Raw genomic sequence first — 23,911 nt, forward strand, 5'->3', positions numbered from 1 at the left:
CCTTATTAATTTTTCCATATAAAAGGGAAAGAACCCTTTTATTAAATACGATAAATTGTTAATGAGAACACAAAGTTCATTTCGAATGTATTCCGCTATTTGTGGGCAGTAGGACCCCCATCTCAAAATTCAGCGAAAGCAAAGAAGTTAAGTGGGGACCCTGCTGCCCGTAAAAGCCCGATTGGTGAGGGCTGATAATCAGTGGGGGATGCTCCCCTGATTAAAATTTCACTTTATTGTCTCAGTAGAATACAACTTAGATTGTGATGGGAATAAAGTAAACACACACAAGACGATAGTAATAAATGACATTATTAATGACCCTACAATAACTACAAGTTGTATAGAAATGAACTGAGTCGCAACACCAGATAGTATTGTAATAAAGATTGTTACTAACGCAATAACAAGTCCATATATGCTCCCGATCCGTCCCATTATATGAACGGGAACATTATTTTGGTAAAATGTATAAAATCCTGTATTTGCATATGCCATAGAGAAAGATAAAATAAAGAATCCAATAGCAGCTATTAAAAATACATTTGAAAAAGCATAAATTAAATAACCAATTGCGATGAATAATGATCCTATTCCAATTAGAAATGAAGGTGCTAATTTTTTTGACAAAATTGTATTTGTTATGGCACCTAAAATAAATCCTGCACCAGCTATACTAACTAGAAAACCGTATTCACTATCTGTTAGTAGTAATACCTCTTTCGCAAACGATAGTTCAAGTGAATCAGTAGCAGTTGCTAATACGAACATACTTTGAAATAAGAAATACACACATACGACATACACATGTTTTCTACTAAAATTTATAACAGTGTTCCAATCTTTTTTTAATACTGTAAGTGATAATGTATTACTAGTTGTATCCGAATCTTCTTTCTTATCAAGATTCGGTAAAAGTAATGTAATGAATCCTGATAAGAGAAATGCTATAGCATTCATATATATAGCAAACTCTGGTGTACTCGCAATTAATAAAACCCCCGCTATCGCTGGACCAATTAAAAATGCACCAGATCCTATTAAACTGCGTAATGAGTTGAAACGTTGTCTTTGCTCTACTGGAATTAATTTCGTCATATATGTCATAGCAGTTGGCTCATAAATTGCACTGGCCATACTTATAAAGAATACAAATACATAAACAATCCAAAGTGACGGAAGTAAAGGTAAAATAGCGATAAATAACGCACGATATATATCGAGGTGAATCATTAATTTCCGTTTATTTAAACGATCAATCATACTCCCAGACCAAGCGTTTGTAAATAAAGTGGCTAATGGTTTTATTACATATAAAGTAGCAACAGCTAAGGCTGAGCCACCCATATTATAGACAAGTACATTCAGTGCTATTAAGTAAATCCATGCCCCTAAATTCGCAATACCAACTCCGGACAATAGTAATAAAGGATATTTCCAATCTTTAAGTAAATTTTTCATTTTTGGCCCCCGCTTTCAAAATTGTTTTACAACAATAAAAAAATCCCACCCCCAAGACTTTTAATCTTAGGGACGAGATTTATCATCGCGGTGCCACCCTAGTTTGTTAATATGTCACCATACTAACCTTATCAGGTACTGCATTCTAATTCATGCTTATACCATAGCTCTATAACGGGAGCTCCCGTCACACCATCCCCTAATAATAGGTTCCGATGTGCTGCTCAGAGGCTTGGTTCAATAAAGAATTTTTACTCCTTTTCAGCTACATGGAGCTCTCTGTGAAAAATTCATTTTATTTACTCTTCTCTTCACTGCATTTATTTTTTCCATATTATCACATATGCATTTAACTGTAAATAAACAATAATCAGATATTTAACAACGTGTCACTGTTAGTTCTTTTATTTATTATTTTTTCTAAAAATTACGGTGCGTGAAATTACTCGCAACTCTAAAGAAAGAGCTATTTGCATATAACTCTTTCCAAATGCCTGGATTAATTCGTATTCGCCTCTGTTAACGGTTGTAACGGCGGTTCTAATTCTAGTTCTAGTGTATCTCCTTCTTGTAAATCTTGTCCTTTTTCAATACTTTGACTCGTTACATAACCCGTACCAGAAGTTTTCAAATCTAATTTCAAAAGTTTAGAGAAATGCATAACATCACGCATGGACCACCCTTTTACATTTGGCATTTGTGCGTTATTCCCTAATAAAAATATACGATCACCTTCACTCATTACCTCGCCAGACTGTGGATATTGTTTTATTATTTTTCCTTCTCCTAAAATTACCGGCTGTAGCTTCTCTTTTTCTACACTTTTCTCTATTGTATCCATCGATTGATTTACATAATTTTGTACTTTTAATTGAGATTGTTTCGCTGCATCAGCTATTTGTTTTTCTGTATACGGTTTCACCTTTAAATATTCAAGGCTGTTTTTTATAACAGGTTTAAATATTTCAGCAAGAGGCTGAGCTCCATACTCATCTCCTTTTAACTTTGGCTGCTTAATAGCTAAGTATACGATTAACTCCGGATCGTCAATTGGAGCCATTCCTAAAAAGGAGAAAATGTAATTCTCTTTCCCTTCCATATATCGGCCATTTTCAGGATTCGGGATTTGTGCTGTTCCTGTCTTACCTCCAATTGGATAACCATCCACTTTATACATTGTACCAGTTCCTTTTGAAGATGTTATAACACGCTCCATTAAGCTTCTAACCTTGTCCGCTGTTTCTTTTTTTATCGGATTCCCAATTTCTTTCGGTTGATTTTCCATAATAACTTCTTTGTTTGTTGGATTTACAACTTTATCAACGATATATGGTTGCATCATTTTCCCGTCATTTGCTATAGCAGTAGCCGCTTGGATTAATTGAATCGGAGTTACTGTAGAACCTTGACCGAAAGAAGTTGTAACCTGTTGAATTTGTGTATTTAATAATAAAGTATTTTTCCTTTCTCCAGGTAAATCTATCCCTGTTTTTTGATTGAATCCAAATTTATTCATATATTGCTTAAATTTATTTGGTTTCAGTAACTGATCTTCTAAAATAGAAAAAGCTACGTTTGATGACCTTTCAAATCCTTCATCAAATGTAATTGATCCCCATCCAAATCCACCATTATGGTCTTTTATATCAGATGAACCAACGGAATATTTTCCAGATTGAAAATATTCTTTTCCGTTATATACACCTTCATTAATGGCAGCTGCTAATGTAAAAACTTTCATTGTTGAACCTGGTTCATATGCATTTGCAATCGGGTCATTTAAAAAGTATTCGATATCACCTACATTAGGATTGTAACTAGGTTTACTAGACATCGCTAAAACCTTTCCTGTTTTTGGATCAGCAATAATGCCAATTAACATAGAAGGATCATAATGTTCTTGCGCTTTGTTCATCGCTTCTTCTAAAAAACTATTAATTTGTTTATCAAGCGTTAAATATACGTTATTCCCATTTTTAGCTGGTTCTACTTTACCTATATCATTTGTAAGCGGAATTCCCCTTCGTGTACCCACATATTCTATATTTCCGTTTGTAGAGTGCAAATATTTATCCAAACTCTTTTCAAGCCCAAACTTCCCTTCCGTATTCCCTTTATCATCTGGTCTAGCAAAACCAAGTATATAGGATGCAAAGTCTTCATTCGGATACACTCTTGCTTTTTCCGACATAAAAGATACACCTGGTATTTTTAAATCATTAATTTTTTCCTTCTTTTCCCTAGATAAGTTCCGACCAATTTTCCCAATTTCAACTTGCGTACGCCCTTCATGAAAGTTTTTTAATACTTCTTCTTTATCAATTTCAAGCGCATCGGCTAATTGTTGTGCGGTTTCATCTTTATTTTTCACTTTATCTTTTCCTTTTAAATTCACAACAACTCGATACGTTGTAGAATCTTGTACTAACACCTTTCCGGTTTGATCATAGATAGTGCCACGATTCGCTTCTAAAACACCTTTTTTATTATGTTGTTCATTCGCGAGATCCTTTACATTCACATTATGCACGACTCCTACTGCCTGAATATAGAATATACGCAAAATCATAATAAGAAACAAAACAATAAAAGCAATCATCATATATCGAGCGCCTTTATTCGTTTGGAGTTTTTGCATACTTATCTCCTCTCTTTTGGAATGGATTCGTACGAAGATCCGTTTTAAAATTTGTAGTTTTTGTTTACGATACTATATGTTTCGAAGTTTTCTTTTTAATTCCTTTAAAACAATGCAAAACTAACTGTTGTTATTTTGTGTTATTATTTTATATATTTAAAATACGGTGCGTGAAATTTCAGAATATTAATTAGTACAACTTGATTACAGAGCACTCTAAACTCTTTTCGTATTTCCTATAAAAAAATTCCCCTCTGGATGTCCAAAGGGGAACTTTTTATAGGAAAATTATGCGATATGGTTATATTTCGCTAAGAAAGGAATTCGTCTCGCTACTAATGCATACATTTTGAATACAAGTTTCGCTATTGGTTCAAACATACGTGTACTTTGCATTACTAAAGCACTCGTAATAAGTGTTAAGAATGCTGCACCAAGTATATCTAAAGGATAATGAACACCTACGTACATACGTGATATACCGACTAGTACTGCCCATAATAGTGCGATATATTTCAGTTTTTCTCCTCTAAGAATAAATACGAAGGCGATTGAAAATACAAGTACAGAATGATCACTAACGAATGATGAATCTGCTGCATGTGGTACTAATTGATGTACATCATGTGATACGAACGGACGCGGATGGTAATATACCGCGTGTATAAGAACATTTACTAATAATGCAATAATAACCGAAAGCGTCGTATATAAAACTGTATATTGTTTTCTAATTGCCTTTTCTTTCTTTCCATTATTAAACCATAAGATAAACATAAATAGAACGGCTACGTATGCAGCGCTATTTGTAATAGCAATCATTAACGTATCTAATAGTTTGGATGAATCAGCAAAATTATTAAACCACTGAAATACTGTGTAATTCATTAAACTCTCTCCTTACATACAAGTGTTCTTGATTTACACAGTATACAATACCATTATGAAAATAGGCTTAAACTTTTTTCATCTAATTCTCATTTTACTATTACTCATGTGACAATTATTAAACAAATTTTATACGCTATTTATGTATAAAGCCGGTAAGCCTTTATAATAAGGCGGTTCGTATTTTTTCATGTTTGAAATACATAACATATTCATTTAAATATACTAATTGCAAAATCATATTTTTTAATTCATTTGAAGTACAATATTTCCGAATTGTTCCCCATGTTCCATACGGCTTAGTGCTCGAATTGCTTCTTCTAACGAGTAAACCTTATCAATAATTGGTTTAATTTGATATTTTTCAATAAACTTTATCATCTCATTAAATTCCTCACGGCTACCCATGGATGTTCCCATAATATCAATTTGATTATAAAATAATGCGCGTAATGGTAATTCAATTTTATCTCCTGAGCTTGCACCAAAATTCACGATTCTTCCATTTGGTTTTAATACATCAAAATATTTCAAGAAAGTTGCCGGGCCTATACTATCTATTATTAAATCTACTTTTTCACCTTGTAAGCTCTCTTCCCAATTTCCGGTACTATTAAAAGAAATATCTGCACCATATTTTTCAGCAAGTTCCCTTTTATTCTCTACCCTTGAAGTAACACTCACTTTTGCGCCGATTGCTTTCGCGAATAACATGGCAAATGTAGCTACACCACCTCCTATTCCCGGAATTAAAACATGTTCACCGCACTTCAATCTACCCTTTGTAAAAAGTGCTCTATATGCAGTTAATGCAGATAAAGATAAAACACCTGATTCTTCCCAAGTAAGATATGACGGCTTTTCTACTACATTTTCAGCTGGTACAATTACATATTCAGCAAACGTTCCATCTTTCGGCCCACCTAGTACTTCCGGTAACTCCGGTACTTCAGTAGCATGTTCCCATCCAATACTAGGATTAATAATAACTTCTGTATGTAGTGTAATATTTGAAACTCCTTCTCCTATTTCTGTAACAATTCCTGAGCCATCTGAACCTATTACTAATGGTAGATCCATTTCTTTTCTATTGTTTATAATAAATAAATCCCTATGATTCAACCCTGCAGCTTTTAACTTTATTTTCACTTCACCTGCATTAGGACTTATCTCAGGTGAAAATTTATATTCTAACCCCTCTAATCCTTTTTCATATTGATGTACAATAGATTTCATTGCTTAATTCCCCCTTAATATTTCCAATGTACTAGAAATATCAAAATAAATAAAATAGTTTGCCTCCAATAATTAGAAATTATATATTTTGTTATGAAAAAAATCCTCTCCCTATAAAAAGTATAGGAAGAGGTTTCAAAACTAGTTAGATAAGAATCTATAAATTTATTGAATTCTAGCCAATTCTAATATTTTTCGAATAAACGGCGCTTTTGCCTTTGTATATGAAACACGATCAAAAGCATATGTAATAGCAAGCCTCTCTTTTAATTCTCTATATTCTTTACGTGCCCATTCATGGCTTATTAGAAAGTCACGAAATAAAATATTGTTTCTCCACTCATCACTATTATAAATATAAATATGCAAATGATGAGTACCCGCTCTCCATTTTCCCTTTCTAAAAAAACGCCAATTCGTTGCATCTTTTGGAACATACTCATATCCAATTTCCGATAGAACTTCAATCCACTTTTCAGCTATTTGCAATTCTGTTACGCCAATCATCATATCAATAAGAGGTTTAGCTCCTAATCCTTCTACTGCTGTGCTCCCTATATGTTCAACAGCAATTATTTCTTGTCCTAACAAGGAACAAAATTTCTCTTTTTCTTTTATATACTCTTCACCCCAGTCTTTTTGATATGCTTTAATAACAATTTGTTGATCCATTGTATTCACCTCTTTATAAGTATTTATCATTATATTTATAAAATTTTATATTATTAGCATAGGATTTCCATAAAATATGTCGAATAGTGGAATGTACAACTTAATTATATTAAATGTGAGGTAATCTATGAAAGATAATTCAGTCGAAATTCAGTTAAATAACGTAACATTCCAATTAAAAGAATATCATAATTTTGATTGGCTTATTAAATTAGGGACCGTATTTGCAGTTTTTGACCAGCAAGATTCAGGGAATATAAGTTTTGGTGTAGAAAAAGATGGGCATAAGAAATTTATCAAATACGCAGGAGCACAAACAATTACATATGAAGGAACAACGGGTGATGCTATTAAAAGGCTAAAAAATTCAGTTACTATCTATGAAGATTTAAAGCATAAATCGCTCATAAGACTAATTAATCATTTTCCAGTCCAATCTGGATATGTATTAATTTTCGATTGGTTTGATGGTGAATGTCTTCATTCGCATTGGAGTTTCCCACCTCCTGAAAAATATAAAAATCCAAACTCACCATTTTATAAATTTAGGCATTTATCTGCTATAGAACGAATTCATACCTTACATTCCATTTTTTCTTTCCATAGTTATGTAGAAAAGAAAAACTATGTAGCAATAGATTTTTATGACGGTAGTATTTTATATAATTTTAATACAAACGAAACAAAAATTTGTGATATAGATTTATACAGTAAGAAACCTTACATAAATAGAATGGGCCGGCTATGGGGTTCCTCCCGTTTTATGTCACCAGAGGAATTTGAACTAAACGCAACAATTGATGAAAGAACAAATGTATTTAATATGGGAGCAATGGCTTTCTCACTTTTAGGCGGTGAAAAAGATCGTTCTTTTATAAAATGGGAAGCAAGTAAGGAATTATATGAGGTAGCGTATCGTGCTGTAAATGCCAATCGAGCAGAACGGTATGCATCAGTTATAGAATTCTATGAAGCGTGGTTAAAAGCGGCTAATGCGGAAAGGATATAACCCTAAATTATTAAAAGAAATATAGAGTTTATACTATTGTCATGTATATTAAAAATAGTTTTATGAGCGTTTCGTACTAGTGTGTTCTAACTGATTATGGCTATTATTGAGGAAGACATATCAGCGATAATTTATGTCTATTTTGTATAAGTGTTAGCAAGTTCGTTTGCAAACTTGTTAGCACTTTTTTGTTTAAATAATTCACACATTCTTTCTTTACATACTGATTATATTTCCAATTGTGTACTAATGTGTGAGTTTAACTCCCCATATTTTAAACAAAATGGATGGTACAGGGTGATGACAATATACATATTTCTTTTTCCTTCTATTGCAATTTTTGAAAAGGCCTATTCTCTCACATCAGGCTCTTTTATTTATAAAAAAAAGATTATTTTATGTAGATTACTATAAGCATCCATAAAGCCAAAGCACCAATAATAGCGAGTACTATACGTGTAGATAGTATCCTTACTTCAAAGTCTGTTTTCTTGGAGAGTTCAGGATATGCAATTATGTAAATTCCCTTTAATAATGCAAGCCATGCAATAACCGTTAGGAATCCCTGCCAGTTGAATCCCCATACATTATGTAGAATTACAGTACCTAATCCTAGGAAAATCGATAGAAAACCATATATAATACCAAACCCTCTGTCTTCAACCACTAATTTTTTCAAGTCACGTAGCACCGATGGACGGACGAAAAGTATTCCCGATACGATAACCGTCATCCATCCCCAGAACAGCCCTAAAAAAGAACTAGTTTCCATTATTATTTCACTCCTCTCAATTATATTTATATTTCAGATATTCCTTCCTTTAGAACAACTTCAGCACTTTTATGTGTAGGTTAAAGTCTGCTCTTTTTTAATATAAACATTCCGTATTCAATGTCCGTACTTAATCACACCATTTCTCTAACTTTTATAAACGACGTACTCCTTTACGATCAATGTTCATTCTCTCTTTTGATTAAAATAGCGCTTTCATTAAAAGTTTCTATCTTTACATCATTCCCTATCCGCTTCTACTGTGCCAAAGCTTGTACTATTTGCATACGCTATTAATAAGTAAGAAGATAGGAGGTGTAAATAGAATGTCTTGCATTATCACAGGGTTAACTCAGCCACTTTGTTTAACTCTTATTTATAATATTTCTAACGGTAACCTTGTATCCTCCTCCGTTGAGTGCGGATCATGTTCACTATCAACAGAATTTGATTATGATAGTAAGAATCTAGTTATTAGAGTGCCATTTAATGGTGAAGGTACACTTGTGTTGAACAATAATTCCGAAGCAAGTTGCGTCACAACGAATATAATTCAACCTTAATCAAATCTATTTATTCTTAGGGAAAAGTAGAATTATACTTCTATCCCCCCCTTCTCCCTCCTTTAATAATGTAAAACTCGCATTGATAATTCAAATAACGATTTTGTTTCAAAATTGCACCATCATAAAAAACATACATAAAATATGATGTGAACCTTTTTTTCAATATACATCTTAGTCATAGGGCGCTTTAAAAAGCGCTCTTTAGTTTTGAAATAAAGAATTTGTTCGCTTTTTTGTTACATTTATGAAACATTCATATGTTATCTTCAGTACGTTCTTTTCTCTTTATAATGCCGTGTGAGATATGCTCAGATTTGAAGCCCTAGCCCCCTAAAACTAGGACTTCTCTATTCAAATAACGTTTTTATTTATATTTAATTCCCCCATTATCCAAATAGATTCAAAATTATCTATTTAGCATATATAATACTTTTAAACAATTTAAATTCTATACATAAGTAATGGAGGCTTTAAAATGGGGAGTGTCCCAAATTTAACACCACAACAATCAATCTCAAAAAAACAAATGAACCCTAATAAGAATCAACAAACGAATAAAAAGCTAAGACGTCGTCTGTTATTAACACTTGCTTTTATGCTACCTATGGTTATTTCCATTCAAATCTGCATTTACAAACAAGAAGATATGATTCAAGAAAAACAAATTACAATTAATAAAGAAAAGAAAAAATTGTCTGAATTAGAACTAATAGGACGTTATTTTGAAAACGATGTTGAAACTTTAACAGAGAGCGAAGAAGGTATTTTAAAATTCGCAAGGAAACTATATGGATTCTCCAGACCTAATGAAACTATATTTCAAATAGCTGAATAACTTTTCAATACATAAGCGATTGTCATGAATTAAGGAGTGAGTTAATGATCATCGCTTTTTATCAAAATTCTATCAAATAACTATTTTATTAAAACATTTCACCTTTTAACTGGACAAGCATATATTATTGTATGGAGTCATCCACTCATAGAAATCTACCTTTCTTGTCCAAGAGCACGCTTATATGCGTGCTCTTTTTGAATGTATATAAAGACTTCACATACATTAGAAATATACATACAATACTCTTGATCATCTCATTATTTTCATTGAGTATCATTTTCACTACACTCCTTGGTCATCAAGCGCCTTTCTTCCAAGATACTCTTTAATTTTAAAATAACGCTTTTGTAAAATTTCATTGCTAAATTCCTCACTTGTCCATTTCACCTTGTTTAACATCTACATTTACTATTCTAATTTCTTACCTAAACCTAAGAACGAGTACAACTATTCTTCATAAAGCTCAGTATCTTGAGTTGCACGAAATTCCGACACAGGTACATATACATTGTTAAATTAATTGACTAACGTACTTGCGTTATAAATGTTTGCATTATGTTCTAATAATTTCAGGTTATATTCATTATGATTGAATCCAATGCGGTTCCCTAATGAAGCTATAAAATGGAATCCATCTACATATTCCATTAAAATGACTTCTTTTTCACTAGGACCTTTATTACTCCAATGCTTAAAGCAACTTGTTTCATTTGCAAGCTATCCAATTTCAAGTTGTAAAGCAAGGATTAAATTGTAAAATGATTTTTCCTCTTCCTATTTAGCAAATCCCTAATCCTATCGGACGATTTTTAATTAAATCCTGGTCGGCTTAATCTATTACAAGGAGAGAAACCTCTGCTTGGTTACTTTTGGATTAGTTTATGTCTTAATGTTAAAAGCACATGCTCCAAGATGGTTAGCTAGTGTTTTAGAAACCACATGTACTATTGCAGCTATTTATCAAACGCTTTTAATTTTTTTCCATGAACACAGTAAAAAAGAGGCCCTATGGCATTATCCCCTATAGGTAGACAGTAAAAAAAGAGTCCATCACTCATGTTACACAGTACGAAAATTATGAGTAACTGTATAGGGATACCACCAGCATTTTGCAAAATAACCTACGCTATGCGGAAAAATAAAATAAGCTGCCCATATGGACAGCTTATTTACATAATTATCGATTATTGGTAGTTAATACATCTAGAAGTCTACAAAAATATCCTCCAGTTAAGTACTCTGGAGGATATTCATATTTACATAATTATTCTTAAAAGAAGCCACACAAAATGAAACCTCTTTAGCTCCCAAAAGGTTTACTCTTATCTATTGATAACTGTACATCGTCTTGCTCCTCTACAGATTAAACGCTCGGCTTCTCTTAATGAAATTGGAACAAGTACAGCTTCATCAACATCGTCTTCTACATCAAAAACCGCAAATGCTTCCCCACCCACGATTAAAACACAAATGAATTCTACTTCTAAATCATCATGAGACCTAGGAATACAATTAGAAATAGTACAACGTTGAATACCCCCTGCTAACAATGTTCTAGCTTCTTGCTCAGATATTCGAATAAAAACAAATTCCTCTATGGCTACATTTCCAAGTTCCACTTCAATTTCTACTAGAAGAAAGAATCTGTTTCTAATTCTCAATATACAATTTGCCCCAATTGAAATAATATCTTCATTCATTCTTTTCACCTCCTTTATTACTATATAATTCATAAAGAGGTGAAATGGTGTGGACAAGCAAACAAAAAAGTTGTTTTTTGAAATGTGAGACATCAGTTAACAACTATCATCAAAAAAACAGAAAAAACAACCTACACGACAGGTAGTTTTCTCTGTTTTTAGCCTGTATACAATATTCAAACCCAGTTAACATAACGTCTCATTATCGGTAGCAATGAAAAGAGGAAACCGTATGCTTTGACATCCCTATTTCGTTATAAACCATATGATCACATACGTCCTCTTCTTCTAAATAACGTTTCTAAATAATATCTCTTTGAATGCTTCCTGCACGTCCGTTCCCTAATCGATTTAGAAACTGATCAATACGACATTCTTTCAAGCCACTCTTCTCGTTTGCTCTGTTGAATATTTGCTATAGCAACATCTTCTAATGGTTTTCCAACTGCATGTGTAGGACCGTGCTCACGTATTTCATAAGAAGGAGTGACTTTCATTTCCTTACGCATCATCCCAAGTTTCCTATGTATACGTATGCTTTCCAACACACCTTCTAATTCTTCTTGTGGCGCTGTTCTATCAATTTTTGGTAAGAAAAATAATTGTTTAGTCATGTAAGACCACTCCTTTTTATGTTTTAATTACTTTTGTCTTAATGCTCCACGTCTTAGTTCATAACAAGGTCTATGCATCCCCATTAAATCCTCAATTTCACAAGTGCTAAATTTCTCTTTTCGTTTTTTCTTCTTTCCTTACTTAGATTTCTTTTTCCATTCACGTAACTGATCCTTTAACGCCTTCATTTCTCCATCTCCCTTTTCAAAATAAAAAGACCACCTATTCCTAAAACAGCCTTACTTGCTGCTTTAATGAATTGGTTTCCTTTAGTTTTCTAGCCTGACTGTATTTATTTTGTGATAATTGACTGTATGAAAAGATTCATCCATGCTTTATCTAATCTTTCTTTCTCATATTTTTGTATAGCCTTTGTGCGACGAGAAATTGCTTTTTTTAATTTCTTCTTCTTTAAATTATTCAATCCTCTCACTCCTTCTTACGAAACACTTTTACTCTCCATTTTTGGGTGTTTTCATTAATTTAATACCTTATTACATTCAAAAAACTGATTGAATGTGAATGGTACCTATTTAACTTCAAAAGGATTATTTTGTTCAGTTGTCTCCATTACATACAATAAACGTGCTTCATGATATAATATTTTCTTTTACATAAATTAACTATTTTTTGTAAAAGAAAATATTATGAAAAAATCGATTATCGCTATCATGTATTGTTCTCTTTTAACAACATTTTCTTATTTATCTATTAAAACTGTACTTTTATCCGCTACTACCTCTACTTCATTCCCTAATCTTCATTTCTTTGTTGGCATGTTTGGATTAACCTTTGGCAATTGACTATTCGTATTTGCAATACGAAAATATATTTTGTTTGCCACGGAAGATGAAAAAGAACGCCGAAAACTTAAAACCATGTTTTCTATCATTTCAGTTTTATCTTGCTACGCTGCAACTATGTTATTTTTTATTTAATTCAGTCTACAGTTTGTACATATACTATTTCTGCCCCCCCCTGAATAAAACCCACTATTCCGTTAATAATGTAAATACAGTTTCTGATTTCCCTTAATACCCGAGGGCTTAGCAACTAGTTTTTATTAGCTATTCTTTTATTTAGTTACTGCTTCTGTTTCTTAAAGAAATTCTTTAACTATATTTCCCTAATAAGGACAAATTCTTTAATCCGTCTCGAATAAAATAAATAATTTGGCATATAATAAATATCTATGCATCTAGATTTTTTACCTCTGTATGGAGCAGTTAGGCTGGGCTAACTGCTCTTTTATTGAATAAATTTCTAAAAAGTGTTAACAATATAACTACACCAAGGTTGAGTACGAATGACCATTTCGTTATTCTTATTCACTAGGGCAGTTAGCTCTTGCAGCTGCCTTTTTTTAGTTTACCCGAATAAAGTTTCAAATTATGTCCCATACTATAAATGAGCTGATACAGCTTGAATTGGCAGTGACCTCTGTAATGTTCTTTCCCTTTCTCTGAGGGATGAGCAGTTAGCGCTTGTTAACTGCTCTTTTGTATTAAGCAAATAATAAAATTTTGTTCTTATTTCTTTTTCAAGCCACATACTTCATACCTACTCGTTACACTCATAAGAGTTACCTCCTATCTGAAAGTACACTGATGCATGGTGCTCTTTTTTAATTTCCTTATTTCTACAAAATGAAATTATTATTAAGTTGCACCCACATAACATGTTGAGTATTGTGCATACTATAACTGTAACTTAAAGTTACATATCCAAACTTGTAGGGCCTAATTTCTTTTGTACAACAAGTAGTTAGCTAATTAGAGCTGGCTGCTTTGTTGTGCAAAAGAAGATTTTTATTTCTCAACAACCATTATTGGAATTAAAATCCCAATAATGGTAATATGAAAGTAACTTTCAGTCATAATTTTTAACATGTCAAATGTTATTCCCTTTTAAAAGGTCCTGTGTCAATCAGGGCCTTTTAAACTTGCTCCCTATTAAAATAGCTTTTTTATTTAAATTCACCTTTTTTTTGAATTTGAATTTACTAATACTTTTGTATTAAAATCCACTAGGATATTTATTTGAAATTTATTTTTGGAAGCTTTATGAATAATCAAAACAACAATGAAACAAACAAAATCAATAGACTATTGGCAAATTCCCTAGTGTTATCACCACTATTAATACCTATCTTGGTCTCCTCAGTTATTATTATTGGAATGAAACAATTAATGCCTAATGAAATTGAATACCTACGTTTAATGTCATTATTGACATTATGTATTGGATTTTTCATAGTTGGGATCATCTTCTCTTTCGTATTACGCGTATTCAAACTATCTGAAGAAAAGCTAAAAGAATTAGGTTTCTTAGGGTTTACAATTTCAATTGTTAGTACCTTCCTGACAATGTATGTCGGATATTTTTGGCTAGTAAAACTTAATTTCACAGCAGTGCAATTAACACCACATGCCGTGTTAATCTTTGCGATTTTATCTACAATTCTTTTAGAGACATTATTTAAACTGATTGATAAATTTGATACAACTTATGCTAATGAAACACTTGAATAGATATTAAAAAGATTATCTCAGAGCACATATAAACATGTACTCTTTTTTTCTTGTTATGAAATACAGATTTTTGTATAAAACCACACCTATCTAAGAAACATACATACAATATGATATGAACCCTTTTTTCAAAAAGATTTGGTTATAAAGCACCTTCCTCCCAAAGTGCTCTTTTTATTTGTAAACAAACATTTTGCTCAAATATACTCAAAACATATGTATTTACTAGGATAAGCATTATACTAGAGCAAGAATTATTTTATCCATGTTTATAAGGAGGGGTTTTTATTAAGACAACTTTAATTTCCCATTTCTACAATGAAGAGTATCTACTCCCATGGTGGCTAATGCACCATACAAAACTATTTGATCGCGGTATTCTTATTAATCGAGGATCTACTGATCGCTCAGTAGAAATATGTAAATTATTTGCGCCTCATTGGGAAATACGAGATTCAAAAGTATTAGAGTTTGATGCTATATTAGTTGATAAAGAGATAATGGAAATAGAAAAAGAAATTAAGGGGTGGAAAATGGTTTTAAATACCACTGAATTTCTTTGCTGTTTTGATAAGGAAGCCTTTTTCTCATCTCTTGTCACTTTAAAGAAAAACATGTATGCTATTAGGACTATTCTGATGGTAGATGACCCTACTCATGGTTATTCCAATCCGAGATACGGAATTCCCCTTGTCAAACAGCGTTATCATGGGAGAATACTCCACCCTACTCCACCTGCCCCTTACTACGGAGGTAGACTAATCCACAATTATTCGCATGGTAACTATATAGCCGGAAGGCATTGGTCAAATCATTCCTTTATCGTTTACATGTGCCCTGCTTTCGTTTTAAAATTCTTTTACAGTCCATGGAACATAGCTATGAAAAATCGAAAATTACAAATTGGTCCAACCCTTTCTAAACATAGCATACAGAAGGGCTTAGGTACGCATCACCTAGTTACACTAGCTGAATTAGAAACAAAATATAAATTCTTTGCAAGTACAACTGTTGACCTTCGATTAATCCCAGAATATCAAGTTTTATTCCCAGATTTATGCTTCCCTAACCATTAATACATCTAAAAAGAACATTTTGGAACTCCCTATACAACCCTTGCTTTTGAGTGAGAACCAACTCTTATTAAAATAGTGTTTTTGTTCAAATTAACGACCATAAAATTAGGCAAATTTACTAGTATTTTTACCGGAAAAATTCATGATATGGTTAATTAGTCGAGTACATCATTACTTGGCACTTACCCTTAGAAGCCCCGTCGACAATCGGGGGTTCTTTTATCAATATATATTTGTCAAAATAGTTAGTTGAGTGTTAAAATATCATAGATTCTCCTTAGAGAGTTTTCATGTAATTAAACAAGAGTTTACAAGTTCTCGAATCTTAGCCCCTTGGAGCGCCCTTCAAGGGGCTGAACTAATTAAAATAACGATTTTGTTCACTTTTTTGATACATTTATGAAACATTCATGTGTTATCTTCAGTACATTCTATTCTTTTTATAAAATTGTGTGAGATATACCAACACAAGACGCCTTAGGGCCCTAACTCTAGGGCTTCTTCATTTAAATAAAGAGTTTGTTTGAACCCATTCACCAATTTCATACTTTTACATACTTTAATACTACCTTTCTGTATTATATGAGTTCTTCACTTTCGTTATAATGAGGTATAAAGAGTGCTCTTGATTAGCGCTCTTTTTTATTTGTTGTTAAATGAGGATTTTGTTTAAATTTCTTTAACCTTATTAATTCATTTGCATACAGTATTATCACAAGAAATTCAATAAGTGCTCCGGTCTAGTTACCTTGAATTTCTTGCAAACCTTGTGGAAAGAATTCGTTTATAACAAACGGGTTCTTTTATCTATTCACCTTTTAACTGGACAAGCATATGTTATTGTATGGAGGCATCCACTCATAGAAATCTACCTTTCTTATCCAAGAGCACATATATTGTGCTCTTTTTTATGCCCAAATAACTATCTTATTATGTTTCCTAACTTACAGTAATGTCCTTAAAAAACATTCATATATATTTATCAGATGCACTTTTAAATCCCAGAGTATCAAATACTTTTAAGAGTTGACTGACCAATAATATTCGACTTATCTTTAAAAACTAATTAAAAATAACTTAGATACAAAAAAGGTACATTTTATATAGGATAAAAAATTAACTTACGTAAAGGAGCTTGATTATTTGTGAATTATCAAAATGATAACAACTCTAACATTCACAAACCTTGCACTTGTCCATCTCCCACGGCTAACAGTTTAAATGTTGTTCAAACTACCCCAACAATAGTTTCTGTAAATTCTGCAATTCCACTAGATACCGTGGTAAATTCTAATGGAACGGCAATCTTATTCATACCACCAACAACTGTTTTACTTGAAGGTGGAAGAACCTATTTGGTAATCTATGAAGTGCAAGTTATTATTCAACCAGGAGGTAATTCAGCAGGTATCACTATGTATCTGAATAATAATCCAATCATTGGCTCAGGTACTTCTCTAGGATATACTGCAGGATTTACTTCTGTATCAGCACCCGCCATTTTCACTACACCTCCAGGTTTACCAAGTACACTTACTGTTAATGTAGGCCCATATTCTAGTCCATTAAATACATTAGGCTTAACTCTTGCTGTTGTAGCATTAACATAATAAAATGTAAAACTCTCTAAAATGATTTTATTTGTCCCTTAACTGTCTATTATGCTAGCCTCTAAGAACTCCACATAACTACATAGAGAAAAAGAACATTATTTGGTTCGATAGTCATAGGTGACTCGGCTAGCACAATAGCTGAGTCACCTATTTATCTATAACAAAATAAAGCTTTTGTTTAATTTATTACTTGTTCTTTTTAATGCATTTTTCTATTACAATTCATTTTCATGTTATAATTACCAACAGTACATATTTTAATAGGCACAAAAAATCTCATAAATATAGGAGGACCTTAATGATCCTAACTCAAGAAAAGAACATAAAATTAATTATGCATTTTCTTACATCATTATCTTTTTTTATTCTTATTTTCTTTAGTGTCACAATTTTTTATATACCTTTGGTTTTCTATTTTGTATGTAAATCACAAAACATTCGAAAAAATATCCTTGAAGCTGTTTTTTACCAACTATTCATTTGGATAATTACAGTAATTTGGAATCTTTTTATAATAAGAATCTTAATGCTATTTTGGTCTAATTTAGACTTGGCTTCAAATAACGCTTTGTTTATTTTCGGGGTAGCTCCTTTATATCTAATACTGTTTCTCTTGTTAATTTTTGGACCTATAAAAGGAATTTTATATGTGCTACAAGAAAAAGACTTTCATTATCCTATTATTTCTAAATGGATTAACAAATAAAAATATGTGTAGAAGAATTCAGAGTTTTACTGAATTCTTTTTTTATGGCTCTTTCAAAATCTTTTACATCTTCCTTCATTCCTTCTTTTTAATAAAATCCAATTTCATACCAATTAATTGACTAACATTGAATTTTTTGGGATTTCATGATAATATTTAACTATAATATCATTACCCTCATACAAGGAGTTATGAGCCTTTCCACTCATGGCTCTTTTTTATTACGATTTTCACTTCACATCTACAAGATTTTGACTAGCTTCTCAACTAAATCCGTCTGGGCATCTTGTTGCTAATTTAGGTATGTTCTTTTTGGAAATATACCCCAAGGTATATCCCGTTTCGTGAGACATGATTAAAATGTAGTACAAGATGTCCCCTCCTAGCTCTAAAGCGATTTTATGCGTATTTCCTACTTCTCCTGGACACTGAGCTCGATCAAATCTATGACCATGAAAAATAGCTTTTTTACAACATCAGCTACCTAACCAGCTCCAGCTTTTCCCGTAAGCCCTAATGCTGCATTTAAAACACGTCCACCAAAATCGTTATTTGTATTCCATGTACGTAATGCGGCTTCTTGATATTGATCTAATTCACTAATCTGATTGATATTCATTACAGCTGGTCCTCCTTTTGATTTATTGATTAATTTTGTTACTCCAAACACACCGTTTTCTATTGCTTTCATTTTGATGTCTCCTTCCTATTTAACAAATCCCTAATCTATCGGACGATTTCCAATTAAATACTTATCAGCCTATTCTATTACGAGGAGCGCAACCTTCGTTTGATACGTCCTTAACGCTTATTCCATATTTAGCAAGCTCATACATTGACTCCACATTTCACGAAAACGAATTACATCTCTTTCATCTCAAATAAAGTTAGCTTCTTCTAAATCAATGTAAACCCTTACTGGAATTACTACACGACCTAGCTCGTCCACTTTTCTTGCAACACCTGTTTTTTCATACCTTACTCCCCTTTAGTATTTTTATATTTATTTAGAATCTCATCCAAACGTTTCTTATTATGAATGGGTTCTGCTAATCAAGATTAGGATTTAATTAATTGTAATAAATCGGGTGGGGGGGTATACAGAAATACTTTCAGGGAAAAGGTTTATAAGGAAATAAAAAATGCAGCAGTGAAAAAAATTAAAACTCATAATTTAAGACATACACACGCAACTATACTATTGAAACAAGGAGTTAATCCTAAAATTATCAGTGAGAGATTAGGTTATACAGACATTTCATTAACTCTTAAGATTTATTCTCATGTTTTACCGAGCATGTAGGAAGAAGGCGTAAAAAATTTTGGTGAAAATATCTTTGGATAGCTAACGTTTGCAGAATGTTTGCATTTTATATCAAAAAGCCAAACAAATCTTGTATTAACAAGGTTTATTCACTTTAACATATGTTATCATGTATAATACATATGAAAAGGAAATTCAGAATAACGAGGCAAATATTATGGACTTTGTTTATATTAATCAAAACGTGTTAAATAATCTTCTATACATTTTATGTAGTATATTTGTTTTTTATTTCATATATGATAGCCGGCACTATTTAAAGAAATATAAAATACTACTGATTACACTTTGTTCTAGTATTCCGCTTATTTTATGTATGCGATACCCTATCTATATGGATGAAAGTTGTATTCATGATTTAAGACAAATTCCGGTCATAATAGCTACGCTTTATGGTGGATTCCCTGTCGGTATCATATTGTTTACAATTTTATTAATTACAAGATTTATATTTTATGGATTTAATATGCTAACAGTCGTTGTTTACGGAATAATGTTCATCGTTACAGCACTCGCATCTTCAAAATTTAATACATATAATAGAAAACTTAAAGTAGCTTTTTCCATGTTTTTAACCTTTTTCCTGGCAATATTTACAACTTTAATTGTATTAATTTTATCAGATTTTGAAGTGAATAATTTGTATATTATTTATTTCATGGTATTACCGACTACTTTAATGTTATTTATTGTTTATATAAATGAAGTTATAAAGGATGCTGTATTAATGCGCTCTAAATTAATTAAAATGGAAAAAATGGAGATTGTTAGCCAACTCGCTGCAAGTATATCGCACGAAGTAAGGAATCCCTTAACGGTTGTAAAAGGATTTACACAGCTTTTAAAAACACAAAATTTAACTCCTGAATCAAGAGACGAATATATTAAACATATACTTGAAGAGTTAAATCGTGCCCAAGAAATTATCGATGATTACTTAACGTTTGCCAAACCTGCTCCAGAAAAATTAGATCAAATTTCAGTAAAACAAGAGTTAAATCGAGTTATTAATATGATATTGCCATTGTGTAATATGAATACGATACATATTACACAGGATTTTTCTGAGGCAACCATTGTTGGTAATAAACAGCACTTTCAACAATGTTTTTTAAACTTAATAAAAAACAGTATTGAAGCAATGCCTAATGGTGGTACCTTAAATATTTCCTCATCTATCAATAATAGTAAAGTTGAAATACGAATTGAAGATAGCGGAGTTGGAATGTCACAGGAGCAAATACATCGATTCGGTGAACCGTATTTTAGTACAAAAACAAAAGGAACTGGTTTAGGTACAATGGTTGCTGTTAAAATTATTGAGACGATGCATGGAAGTTTAAAAATCCGAAGTATCGTTAGTAAAGGAACGACTTTAACGATTACGTTCCCGAAATATAGTGAGAATACGCATTTAAACAAATAAAAAAGGAGCATAGTTGCTCCTTTTTTATTTGTTTCGATACATAAGTATCTTCAATGTTTTTTTAGTTTACATTTGTGAAGGCTAATTAAAAATTAGTATCCTCCGCCCCAGCAGCTGCATCCTACAATTATTAATAGAATGAATAACACAACTAGTAAAGCGAAACCTCCACCAAAACCACAAGAACCACCGTAACTCATATTTTCTCCTCCTTTTGGTTTGAAAACTAATAGGTAGTTGATCATTTTAACTGGTTCGTATTATACATTATGTATATATCCCTTTTTTGAGCATGTCTACATAAAAATAAGTAAAAGCACTCGTTTAAAGAGTGCTTTAAAATGGATACCAAAAGTTTTGAAATACGTTTAATTTTAAATATACCGCAACAATAAATATGAAAATACCGGCAAATAAAGCGATGAAATCTTCACGTTTCGCCTTACTTGTATAAAACCATGTACGTTTATCCTTCTTTCCAAATCCTCTTAAATCCATTGCATTTGAAACCGTATCTATTCTTTCTAGAGAATGAATGATTAGTGGCCAGAAAATTAAAACACGGTTCTTCATACGAACCCATAAACTTGCTTCTCCTTTTTCAAAAGCCACTCCTCTCGCTTCTTGCGCGTGTTTAATAATTTTATACTCAGACTGGATGTCAGGAATATAACGTAGTGCAATATTTATTGCATATGTAATCTTATAATGAATACCAAGTTTACTTAAGCTACTTACAAATTCGCTTGGATCTGTCGTGTAAATAAAAAGAAGTGTAAATGGTAATAACGTAAAATACTTTAATGAAAGTGTAGCTGCATAAAATAATGTTTCATATGTAATCGTTGCATATCCAACATGTAAAAACGCGGTATATGATTCAGTTAATTCAGATCCATGAGTTGGTGTAATAAATAAAATCATGACAGAGTTTAATAAACTAAATGTAAATATGACACTAAAAACAATTAAAATTTTACGAAATGGAATTTTAGCAATGCTGAGTCCGATACACCCAATAATAAATAATATTAGCAACACCCGAAAATCAAAAAACAAAAAAGTAAGCGTCATACAAAAAATAAATAAAAACAATTTCACTACCCCATCCATACGATGAAAATATGTACTATGCACCTTCCTCCCTCCTATTACTGTCTAAATAAAGCTCCATAAATTTTTCTGGACATGCAATCCCACTAAATTTAATAAGCTTGGTTAAAGAACTCTCTCTTAAGTTGGCTCTTTGTAACGTTTCTTGATTGCCTAATACATCAAACACTGTATTATCCGCAATAATTTTCCCTTCATGTAGAACTACTGCACGGTCTGTATATTCTAGCGCGAGATTCATATCGTGAGTGATAACAACAAATGAAATTCCCTTTTTAGCTAGGTTTTTAATAAACGACATAAATTGTTTATAATGATAATAATCTTGTCCCGCTGTCGGTTCATCTAATATGATAAGCTTAGGATTTGTTGTTAATACAGATGCGATTGTTAGTCTCTTTTTTTGCCCATAGCTTAGTGCTTGAATTGGCCAATTACGAAATGGATATAAACCACAAATTTTTAAAATCCCTTCTACTTTATTCTTAATTTCTTCCTTAGAAAAATTATGTAATGTTAATGTAAATGAAACTTCTTCAAAAACAGTAGGCTGTGTAATCATATGATTTGGATTTTGCATCACGTAAGATATGATTTCCCCACGTTTACGAATAGACCAAGAACTAATATCTTTACCTTTTAACGCAATTTTCCCATTTTTCATTTTGTTTATACCTATAAGACTATGAGCTAATGTTGATTTCCCTGCTCCATTATGTCCTAACAGTGCCACAATTTCTCCTTCATATATTAAAAGGTTTACATTTTCTAATACTTTTTGTTTATTAGGGTATGAAAATGATAAATTCTCCACTTTAAGTAATTCCTTGTTTTTAGCATTCCTTTCTAATATGACTTGTTTCTCCATCCACTCTTTTATAACGTTTCTTACCTTTTCTTTTTGAAGGTTTTCCATTGGATATATTACGTCATTATTACGATCAAAATGTAATCTCTTTAATGCTTCGATGTAAATAGGCTCTCTTAAGCCAATACGTGGTAATATATTTGACGCTAAGATTTCTTTTGGTGTTCCCATCGCAATGACTTTACCTTCATCAATTAATATAACTTTGTCTAAATCCAGTTTTAAAATTTCTTCTATCCTATGTTCGATAATAACAATCGTTTTATTATACTGCTCATGTATATCTTTCATAAGTTCTATCGTATGTATGGCGCTTAGTGGATCTAAGTTCGCTAATGGTTCATCGAACAATAATATATCCGCATTTGTTGTTAATAAACCAGCAAGAGAAACTGTTTGCTTTTGACCTCCTGATAATTCATGTGGACTTTGTTTATGAAACGTATGCATCTTCACCTTTCTTAATGAGTCCGAAACAATCTTTTTCATGTTATCTTGCTTTACACATTCATTTTCTAAATAAAAAGCTACATCTTCTTCTACTGTCAGACCAATAAATTGAGCATCTTGATCTTGTAAAATTGTTCCTACCTGTTTACTTTGTTCAAAAATACTTCCTTCCCTTGGGTCTTTACCGGCAATTAAAACGTTACCTGTGCTATTCCCTTCGTAAGAAAATGGGATTAGCCCATTTATACAATGAGCTAATGTCGACTTTCCTGAACCACTTCGTCCAGCAATTAGCACTTTTTCCCCAGGGTATATATGAAAGGTAATATCACTTAAAGTAGGCTGCGCAGCATGCCCATATTGAAAGGTGAATTGTTCAAACGAAATAATTGGTTGCATGTTAACATCC

19 protein-coding genes, 5 pseudogenes and 1 other annotated feature are annotated in these 23,911 nt (G+C 32.0%); of the genes and pseudogenes, 9 read left to right on the forward strand and 15 right to left on the reverse strand.

What is annotated here, in order from left to right; genetic code table 11:
- Nucleotides 1-228: 228 nt before the first annotated feature.
- The 5 genes from ACTFRM_RS12330 to ACTFRM_RS12350 all read right to left on the reverse strand — a co-directional run bounded on the left by ACTFRM_RS12330 (nt 229) and on the right by ACTFRM_RS12350 (nt 6,895).
- Nucleotides 229-1,461, reverse strand: coding sequence for an MFS transporter (locus ACTFRM_RS12330; protein WP_322372862.1), 1,233 nt, complete (start codon nt 1,459-1,461; stop codon nt 229-231).
- Nucleotides 1,462-1,526: 65 nt separating this feature from the next.
- Nucleotides 1,527-1,785, reverse strand: a binding site (T-box leader).
- Between the two features lie 175 nt (nt 1,786-1,960).
- On the reverse strand, nt 1,961-4,099 hold the full coding sequence (locus tag ACTFRM_RS12335) for a penicillin-binding protein (RefSeq protein WP_001170943.1): 2,139 nt from the start codon (nt 4,097-4,099) through the stop codon (nt 1,961-1,963).
- A 288-nt stretch (nt 4,100-4,387) separates the two neighbouring features.
- Nucleotides 4,388-4,987 carry an undecaprenyl-diphosphatase gene (locus ACTFRM_RS12340; RefSeq protein ID WP_001110124.1) on the reverse strand — a complete coding sequence of 200 codons (600 nt, stop codon included), beginning with the start codon at nt 4,985-4,987 and terminating at the stop codon, nt 4,388-4,390.
- Nucleotides 4,988-5,233: 246 nt separating this feature from the next.
- Nucleotides 5,234-6,223 (reverse strand): zinc-binding dehydrogenase, encoded by a 990-nt coding sequence (locus tag ACTFRM_RS12345; protein WP_322372861.1) that lies wholly within the window; start codon nt 6,221-6,223, stop codon nt 5,234-5,236.
- 165 nt (nt 6,224-6,388) lie between these two features.
- The gene (locus ACTFRM_RS12350) at nt 6,389-6,895 is read right to left on the reverse strand and encodes a GrpB family protein (RefSeq protein WP_000372673.1); all 507 of its coding nucleotides are present in this window, start codon (nt 6,893-6,895) and stop codon (nt 6,389-6,391) included.
- A gap of 127 nt (nt 6,896-7,022) precedes the next feature.
- Here ACTFRM_RS12350 and ACTFRM_RS12355 point away from each other — a divergent pair, with 127 nt between their 5' ends.
- Nucleotides 7,023-7,904, forward strand: coding sequence for a protein kinase domain-containing protein (locus ACTFRM_RS12355; RefSeq protein WP_440043332.1), 882 nt, complete (start codon nt 7,023-7,025; stop codon nt 7,902-7,904).
- Between the two features lie 391 nt (nt 7,905-8,295).
- On the opposite strand, the gene ACTFRM_RS12360 is transcribed toward ACTFRM_RS12355, so the two are convergent.
- Complete coding sequence (locus tag ACTFRM_RS12360; RefSeq protein WP_088344385.1) at nt 8,296-8,676, reverse strand: hypothetical protein; 381 nt, start codon at nt 8,674-8,676, stop codon at nt 8,296-8,298.
- A gap of 326 nt (nt 8,677-9,002) precedes the next feature.
- Between ACTFRM_RS12360 and ACTFRM_RS12365 the strand changes: the two genes are divergently transcribed.
- Both ACTFRM_RS12365 and ACTFRM_RS12370 read left to right on the forward strand, forming a co-directional pair.
- A complete protein-coding gene (locus ACTFRM_RS12365; RefSeq protein ID WP_322372860.1) occupies nt 9,003-9,239 on the forward strand; it encodes a hypothetical protein in 237 nt (78 codons plus the stop codon).
- A 478-nt stretch (nt 9,240-9,717) separates the two neighbouring features.
- The gene (locus tag ACTFRM_RS12370) at nt 9,718-10,077 is read left to right on the forward strand and encodes an FtsB family cell division protein (RefSeq protein WP_088344389.1); all 360 of its coding nucleotides are present in this window, start codon (nt 9,718-9,720) and stop codon (nt 10,075-10,077) included.
- Nucleotides 10,078-10,530: 453 nt separating this feature from the next.
- Here ACTFRM_RS12370 and ACTFRM_RS12375 read toward each other — a convergent pair.
- The 4 genes and pseudogenes from ACTFRM_RS12375 to ACTFRM_RS12390 all read right to left on the reverse strand — a co-directional run.
- Nucleotides 10,531-10,854 (reverse strand): annotated as a pseudogene (locus ACTFRM_RS12375) (dUTP diphosphatase); the annotation flags it as partial.
- Nucleotides 10,855-11,402: 548 nt separating this feature from the next.
- Entirely contained in the window at nt 11,403-11,780 is a 378-nt protein-coding gene (locus tag ACTFRM_RS12380) for a hypothetical protein (RefSeq protein WP_322372859.1), read from the reverse strand.
- Nucleotides 11,781-12,009: 229 nt separating this feature from the next.
- Nucleotides 12,010-12,394: pseudogene (locus ACTFRM_RS12385) on the reverse strand (ArpU family phage packaging/lysis transcriptional regulator); the annotation flags it as partial.
- Between the two features lie 293 nt (nt 12,395-12,687).
- Nucleotides 12,688-12,819 carry a DUF3983 domain-containing protein gene (locus tag ACTFRM_RS12390; protein ID WP_113304801.1) on the reverse strand — a complete coding sequence of 44 codons (132 nt, stop codon included), beginning with the start codon at nt 12,817-12,819 and terminating at the stop codon, nt 12,688-12,690.
- A gap of 1,639 nt (nt 12,820-14,458) precedes the next feature.
- On the opposite strand from ACTFRM_RS12390, the gene ACTFRM_RS12395 reads away from it, so the two are divergent.
- The 4 genes from ACTFRM_RS12395 to ACTFRM_RS12410 all read left to right on the forward strand — a co-directional run bounded on the left by ACTFRM_RS12395 (nt 14,459) and on the right by ACTFRM_RS12410 (nt 18,321).
- Nucleotides 14,459-14,926, forward strand: coding sequence for an epimerase (locus ACTFRM_RS12395; protein WP_088344391.1), 468 nt, complete (start codon nt 14,459-14,461; stop codon nt 14,924-14,926).
- Between the two features lie 347 nt (nt 14,927-15,273).
- Nucleotides 15,274-16,002 (forward strand): glycosyltransferase family 2 protein, encoded by a 729-nt coding sequence (locus tag ACTFRM_RS12400; protein ID WP_409193943.1) that lies wholly within the window; start codon nt 15,274-15,276, stop codon nt 16,000-16,002.
- 1,145 nt (nt 16,003-17,147) lie between these two features.
- Nucleotides 17,148-17,612, forward strand: a complete 465-nt coding sequence (locus ACTFRM_RS12405; RefSeq protein ID WP_440043333.1) for a hypothetical protein — start codon at nt 17,148-17,150, stop codon at nt 17,610-17,612.
- 301 nt (nt 17,613-17,913) lie between these two features.
- Complete coding sequence (locus tag ACTFRM_RS12410) at nt 17,914-18,321, forward strand: DUF4870 domain-containing protein (protein ID WP_061457278.1); 408 nt, start codon at nt 17,914-17,916, stop codon at nt 18,319-18,321.
- A 263-nt stretch (nt 18,322-18,584) separates the two neighbouring features.
- On the opposite strand, the pseudogene ACTFRM_RS12415 reads toward ACTFRM_RS12410, so the two are convergent.
- Both ACTFRM_RS12415 and ACTFRM_RS12420 read right to left on the reverse strand, forming a co-directional pair.
- Nucleotides 18,585-19,012, reverse strand: a pseudogene (locus ACTFRM_RS12415) (nucleoside triphosphate pyrophosphohydrolase family protein).
- Between the two features lie 69 nt (nt 19,013-19,081).
- Nucleotides 19,082-19,270, reverse strand: a pseudogene (locus ACTFRM_RS12420) (hypothetical protein).
- Nucleotides 19,271-19,384: 114 nt separating this feature from the next.
- Between ACTFRM_RS12420 and ACTFRM_RS12425 the strand changes: the two are divergent.
- Nucleotides 19,385-19,624, forward strand: a pseudogene (locus ACTFRM_RS12425) (tyrosine-type recombinase/integrase); the annotation flags it as partial.
- A 178-nt stretch (nt 19,625-19,802) separates the two neighbouring features.
- Nucleotides 19,803-21,071 (forward strand): LytS/YhcK type 5TM receptor domain-containing protein, encoded by a 1,269-nt coding sequence (locus ACTFRM_RS12430; RefSeq protein ID WP_322372857.1) that lies wholly within the window; start codon nt 19,803-19,805, stop codon nt 21,069-21,071.
- A gap of 92 nt (nt 21,072-21,163) precedes the next feature.
- Here ACTFRM_RS12430 and ACTFRM_RS12435 read toward each other — a convergent pair whose 3' ends face one another.
- The 3 genes from ACTFRM_RS12435 to ACTFRM_RS12445 form a co-directional block, all read right to left on the reverse strand.
- The gene (locus ACTFRM_RS12435; RefSeq protein WP_000120182.1) at nt 21,164-21,271 is read right to left on the reverse strand and encodes a YjcZ family sporulation protein; all 108 of its coding nucleotides are present in this window, start codon (nt 21,269-21,271) and stop codon (nt 21,164-21,166) included.
- A gap of 136 nt (nt 21,272-21,407) precedes the next feature.
- Nucleotides 21,408-22,208: an energy-coupling factor transporter transmembrane component T family protein gene (locus ACTFRM_RS12440; protein ID WP_000556372.1), complete on the reverse strand. Its 801-nt coding sequence runs from the start codon at nt 22,206-22,208 to the stop codon at nt 21,408-21,410.
- Nucleotides 22,201-23,901, reverse strand: coding sequence for an ABC transporter ATP-binding protein (locus tag ACTFRM_RS12445; RefSeq protein ID WP_322372856.1), 1,701 nt, complete (start codon nt 23,899-23,901; stop codon nt 22,201-22,203). Before ACTFRM_RS12445 ends, ACTFRM_RS12440 begins: the two co-directional genes overlap by 8 nt.
- Between the last annotated feature and the right edge of the window lie 10 nt (nt 23,902-23,911).

It is taken from the genome of Bacillus cereus group sp. MYBK227-1 (assembly GCF_051916325.1).
GTDB lineage: Bacteria > Bacillota > Bacilli > Bacillales > Bacillaceae_G > Bacillus_A > Bacillus_A cereus.

Coding starts and splice junctions, on each gene's coding strand:
- ACTFRM_RS12330 (WP_322372862.1), bottom strand. CDS start 1,461: ATGAAAAATTTACTTAAAGATTGGAAATATCCTTTATTACTATTGTCC.
- ACTFRM_RS12335 (WP_001170943.1), bottom strand. CDS start 4,099: ATGCAAAAACTCCAAACGAATAAAGGCGCTCGATATATGATGATTGCT.
- ACTFRM_RS12340 (WP_001110124.1), bottom strand. CDS start 4,987: ATGAATTACACAGTATTTCAGTGGTTTAATAATTTTGCTGATTCATCC.
- ACTFRM_RS12345 (WP_322372861.1), bottom strand. CDS start 6,223: ATGAAATCTATTGTACATCAATATGAAAAAGGATTAGAGGGGTTAGAA.
- ACTFRM_RS12350 (WP_000372673.1), bottom strand. CDS start 6,895: ATGGATCAACAAATTGTTATTAAAGCATATCAAAAAGACTGGGGTGAA.
- ACTFRM_RS12355 (WP_440043332.1), top strand. CDS start 7,023: ATGAAAGATAATTCAGTCGAAATTCAGTTAAATAACGTAACATTCCAA.
- ACTFRM_RS12360 (WP_088344385.1), bottom strand. CDS start 8,676: ATGGAAACTAGTTCTTTTTTAGGGCTGTTCTGGGGATGGATGACGGTT.
- ACTFRM_RS12365 (WP_322372860.1), top strand. CDS start 9,003: ATGTCTTGCATTATCACAGGGTTAACTCAGCCACTTTGTTTAACTCTT.
- ACTFRM_RS12370 (WP_088344389.1), top strand. CDS start 9,718: ATGGGGAGTGTCCCAAATTTAACACCACAACAATCAATCTCAAAAAAA.
- ACTFRM_RS12380 (WP_322372859.1), bottom strand. CDS start 11,780: ATGAATGAAGATATTATTTCAATTGGGGCAAATTGTATATTGAGAATT.
- ACTFRM_RS12395 (WP_088344391.1), top strand. CDS start 14,459: ATGAATAATCAAAACAACAATGAAACAAACAAAATCAATAGACTATTG.
- ACTFRM_RS12400 (WP_409193943.1), top strand. CDS start 15,274: ATGCACCATACAAAACTATTTGATCGCGGTATTCTTATTAATCGAGGA.
- ACTFRM_RS12410 (WP_061457278.1), top strand. CDS start 17,914: ATGATCCTAACTCAAGAAAAGAACATAAAATTAATTATGCATTTTCTT.
- ACTFRM_RS12430 (WP_322372857.1), top strand. CDS start 19,803: ATGGACTTTGTTTATATTAATCAAAACGTGTTAAATAATCTTCTATAC.
- ACTFRM_RS12435 (WP_000120182.1), bottom strand. CDS start 21,271: ATGAGTTACGGTGGTTCTTGTGGTTTTGGTGGAGGTTTCGCTTTACTA.
- ACTFRM_RS12445 (WP_322372856.1), bottom strand. CDS start 23,901: ATGCAACCAATTATTTCGTTTGAACAATTCACCTTTCAATATGGGCAT.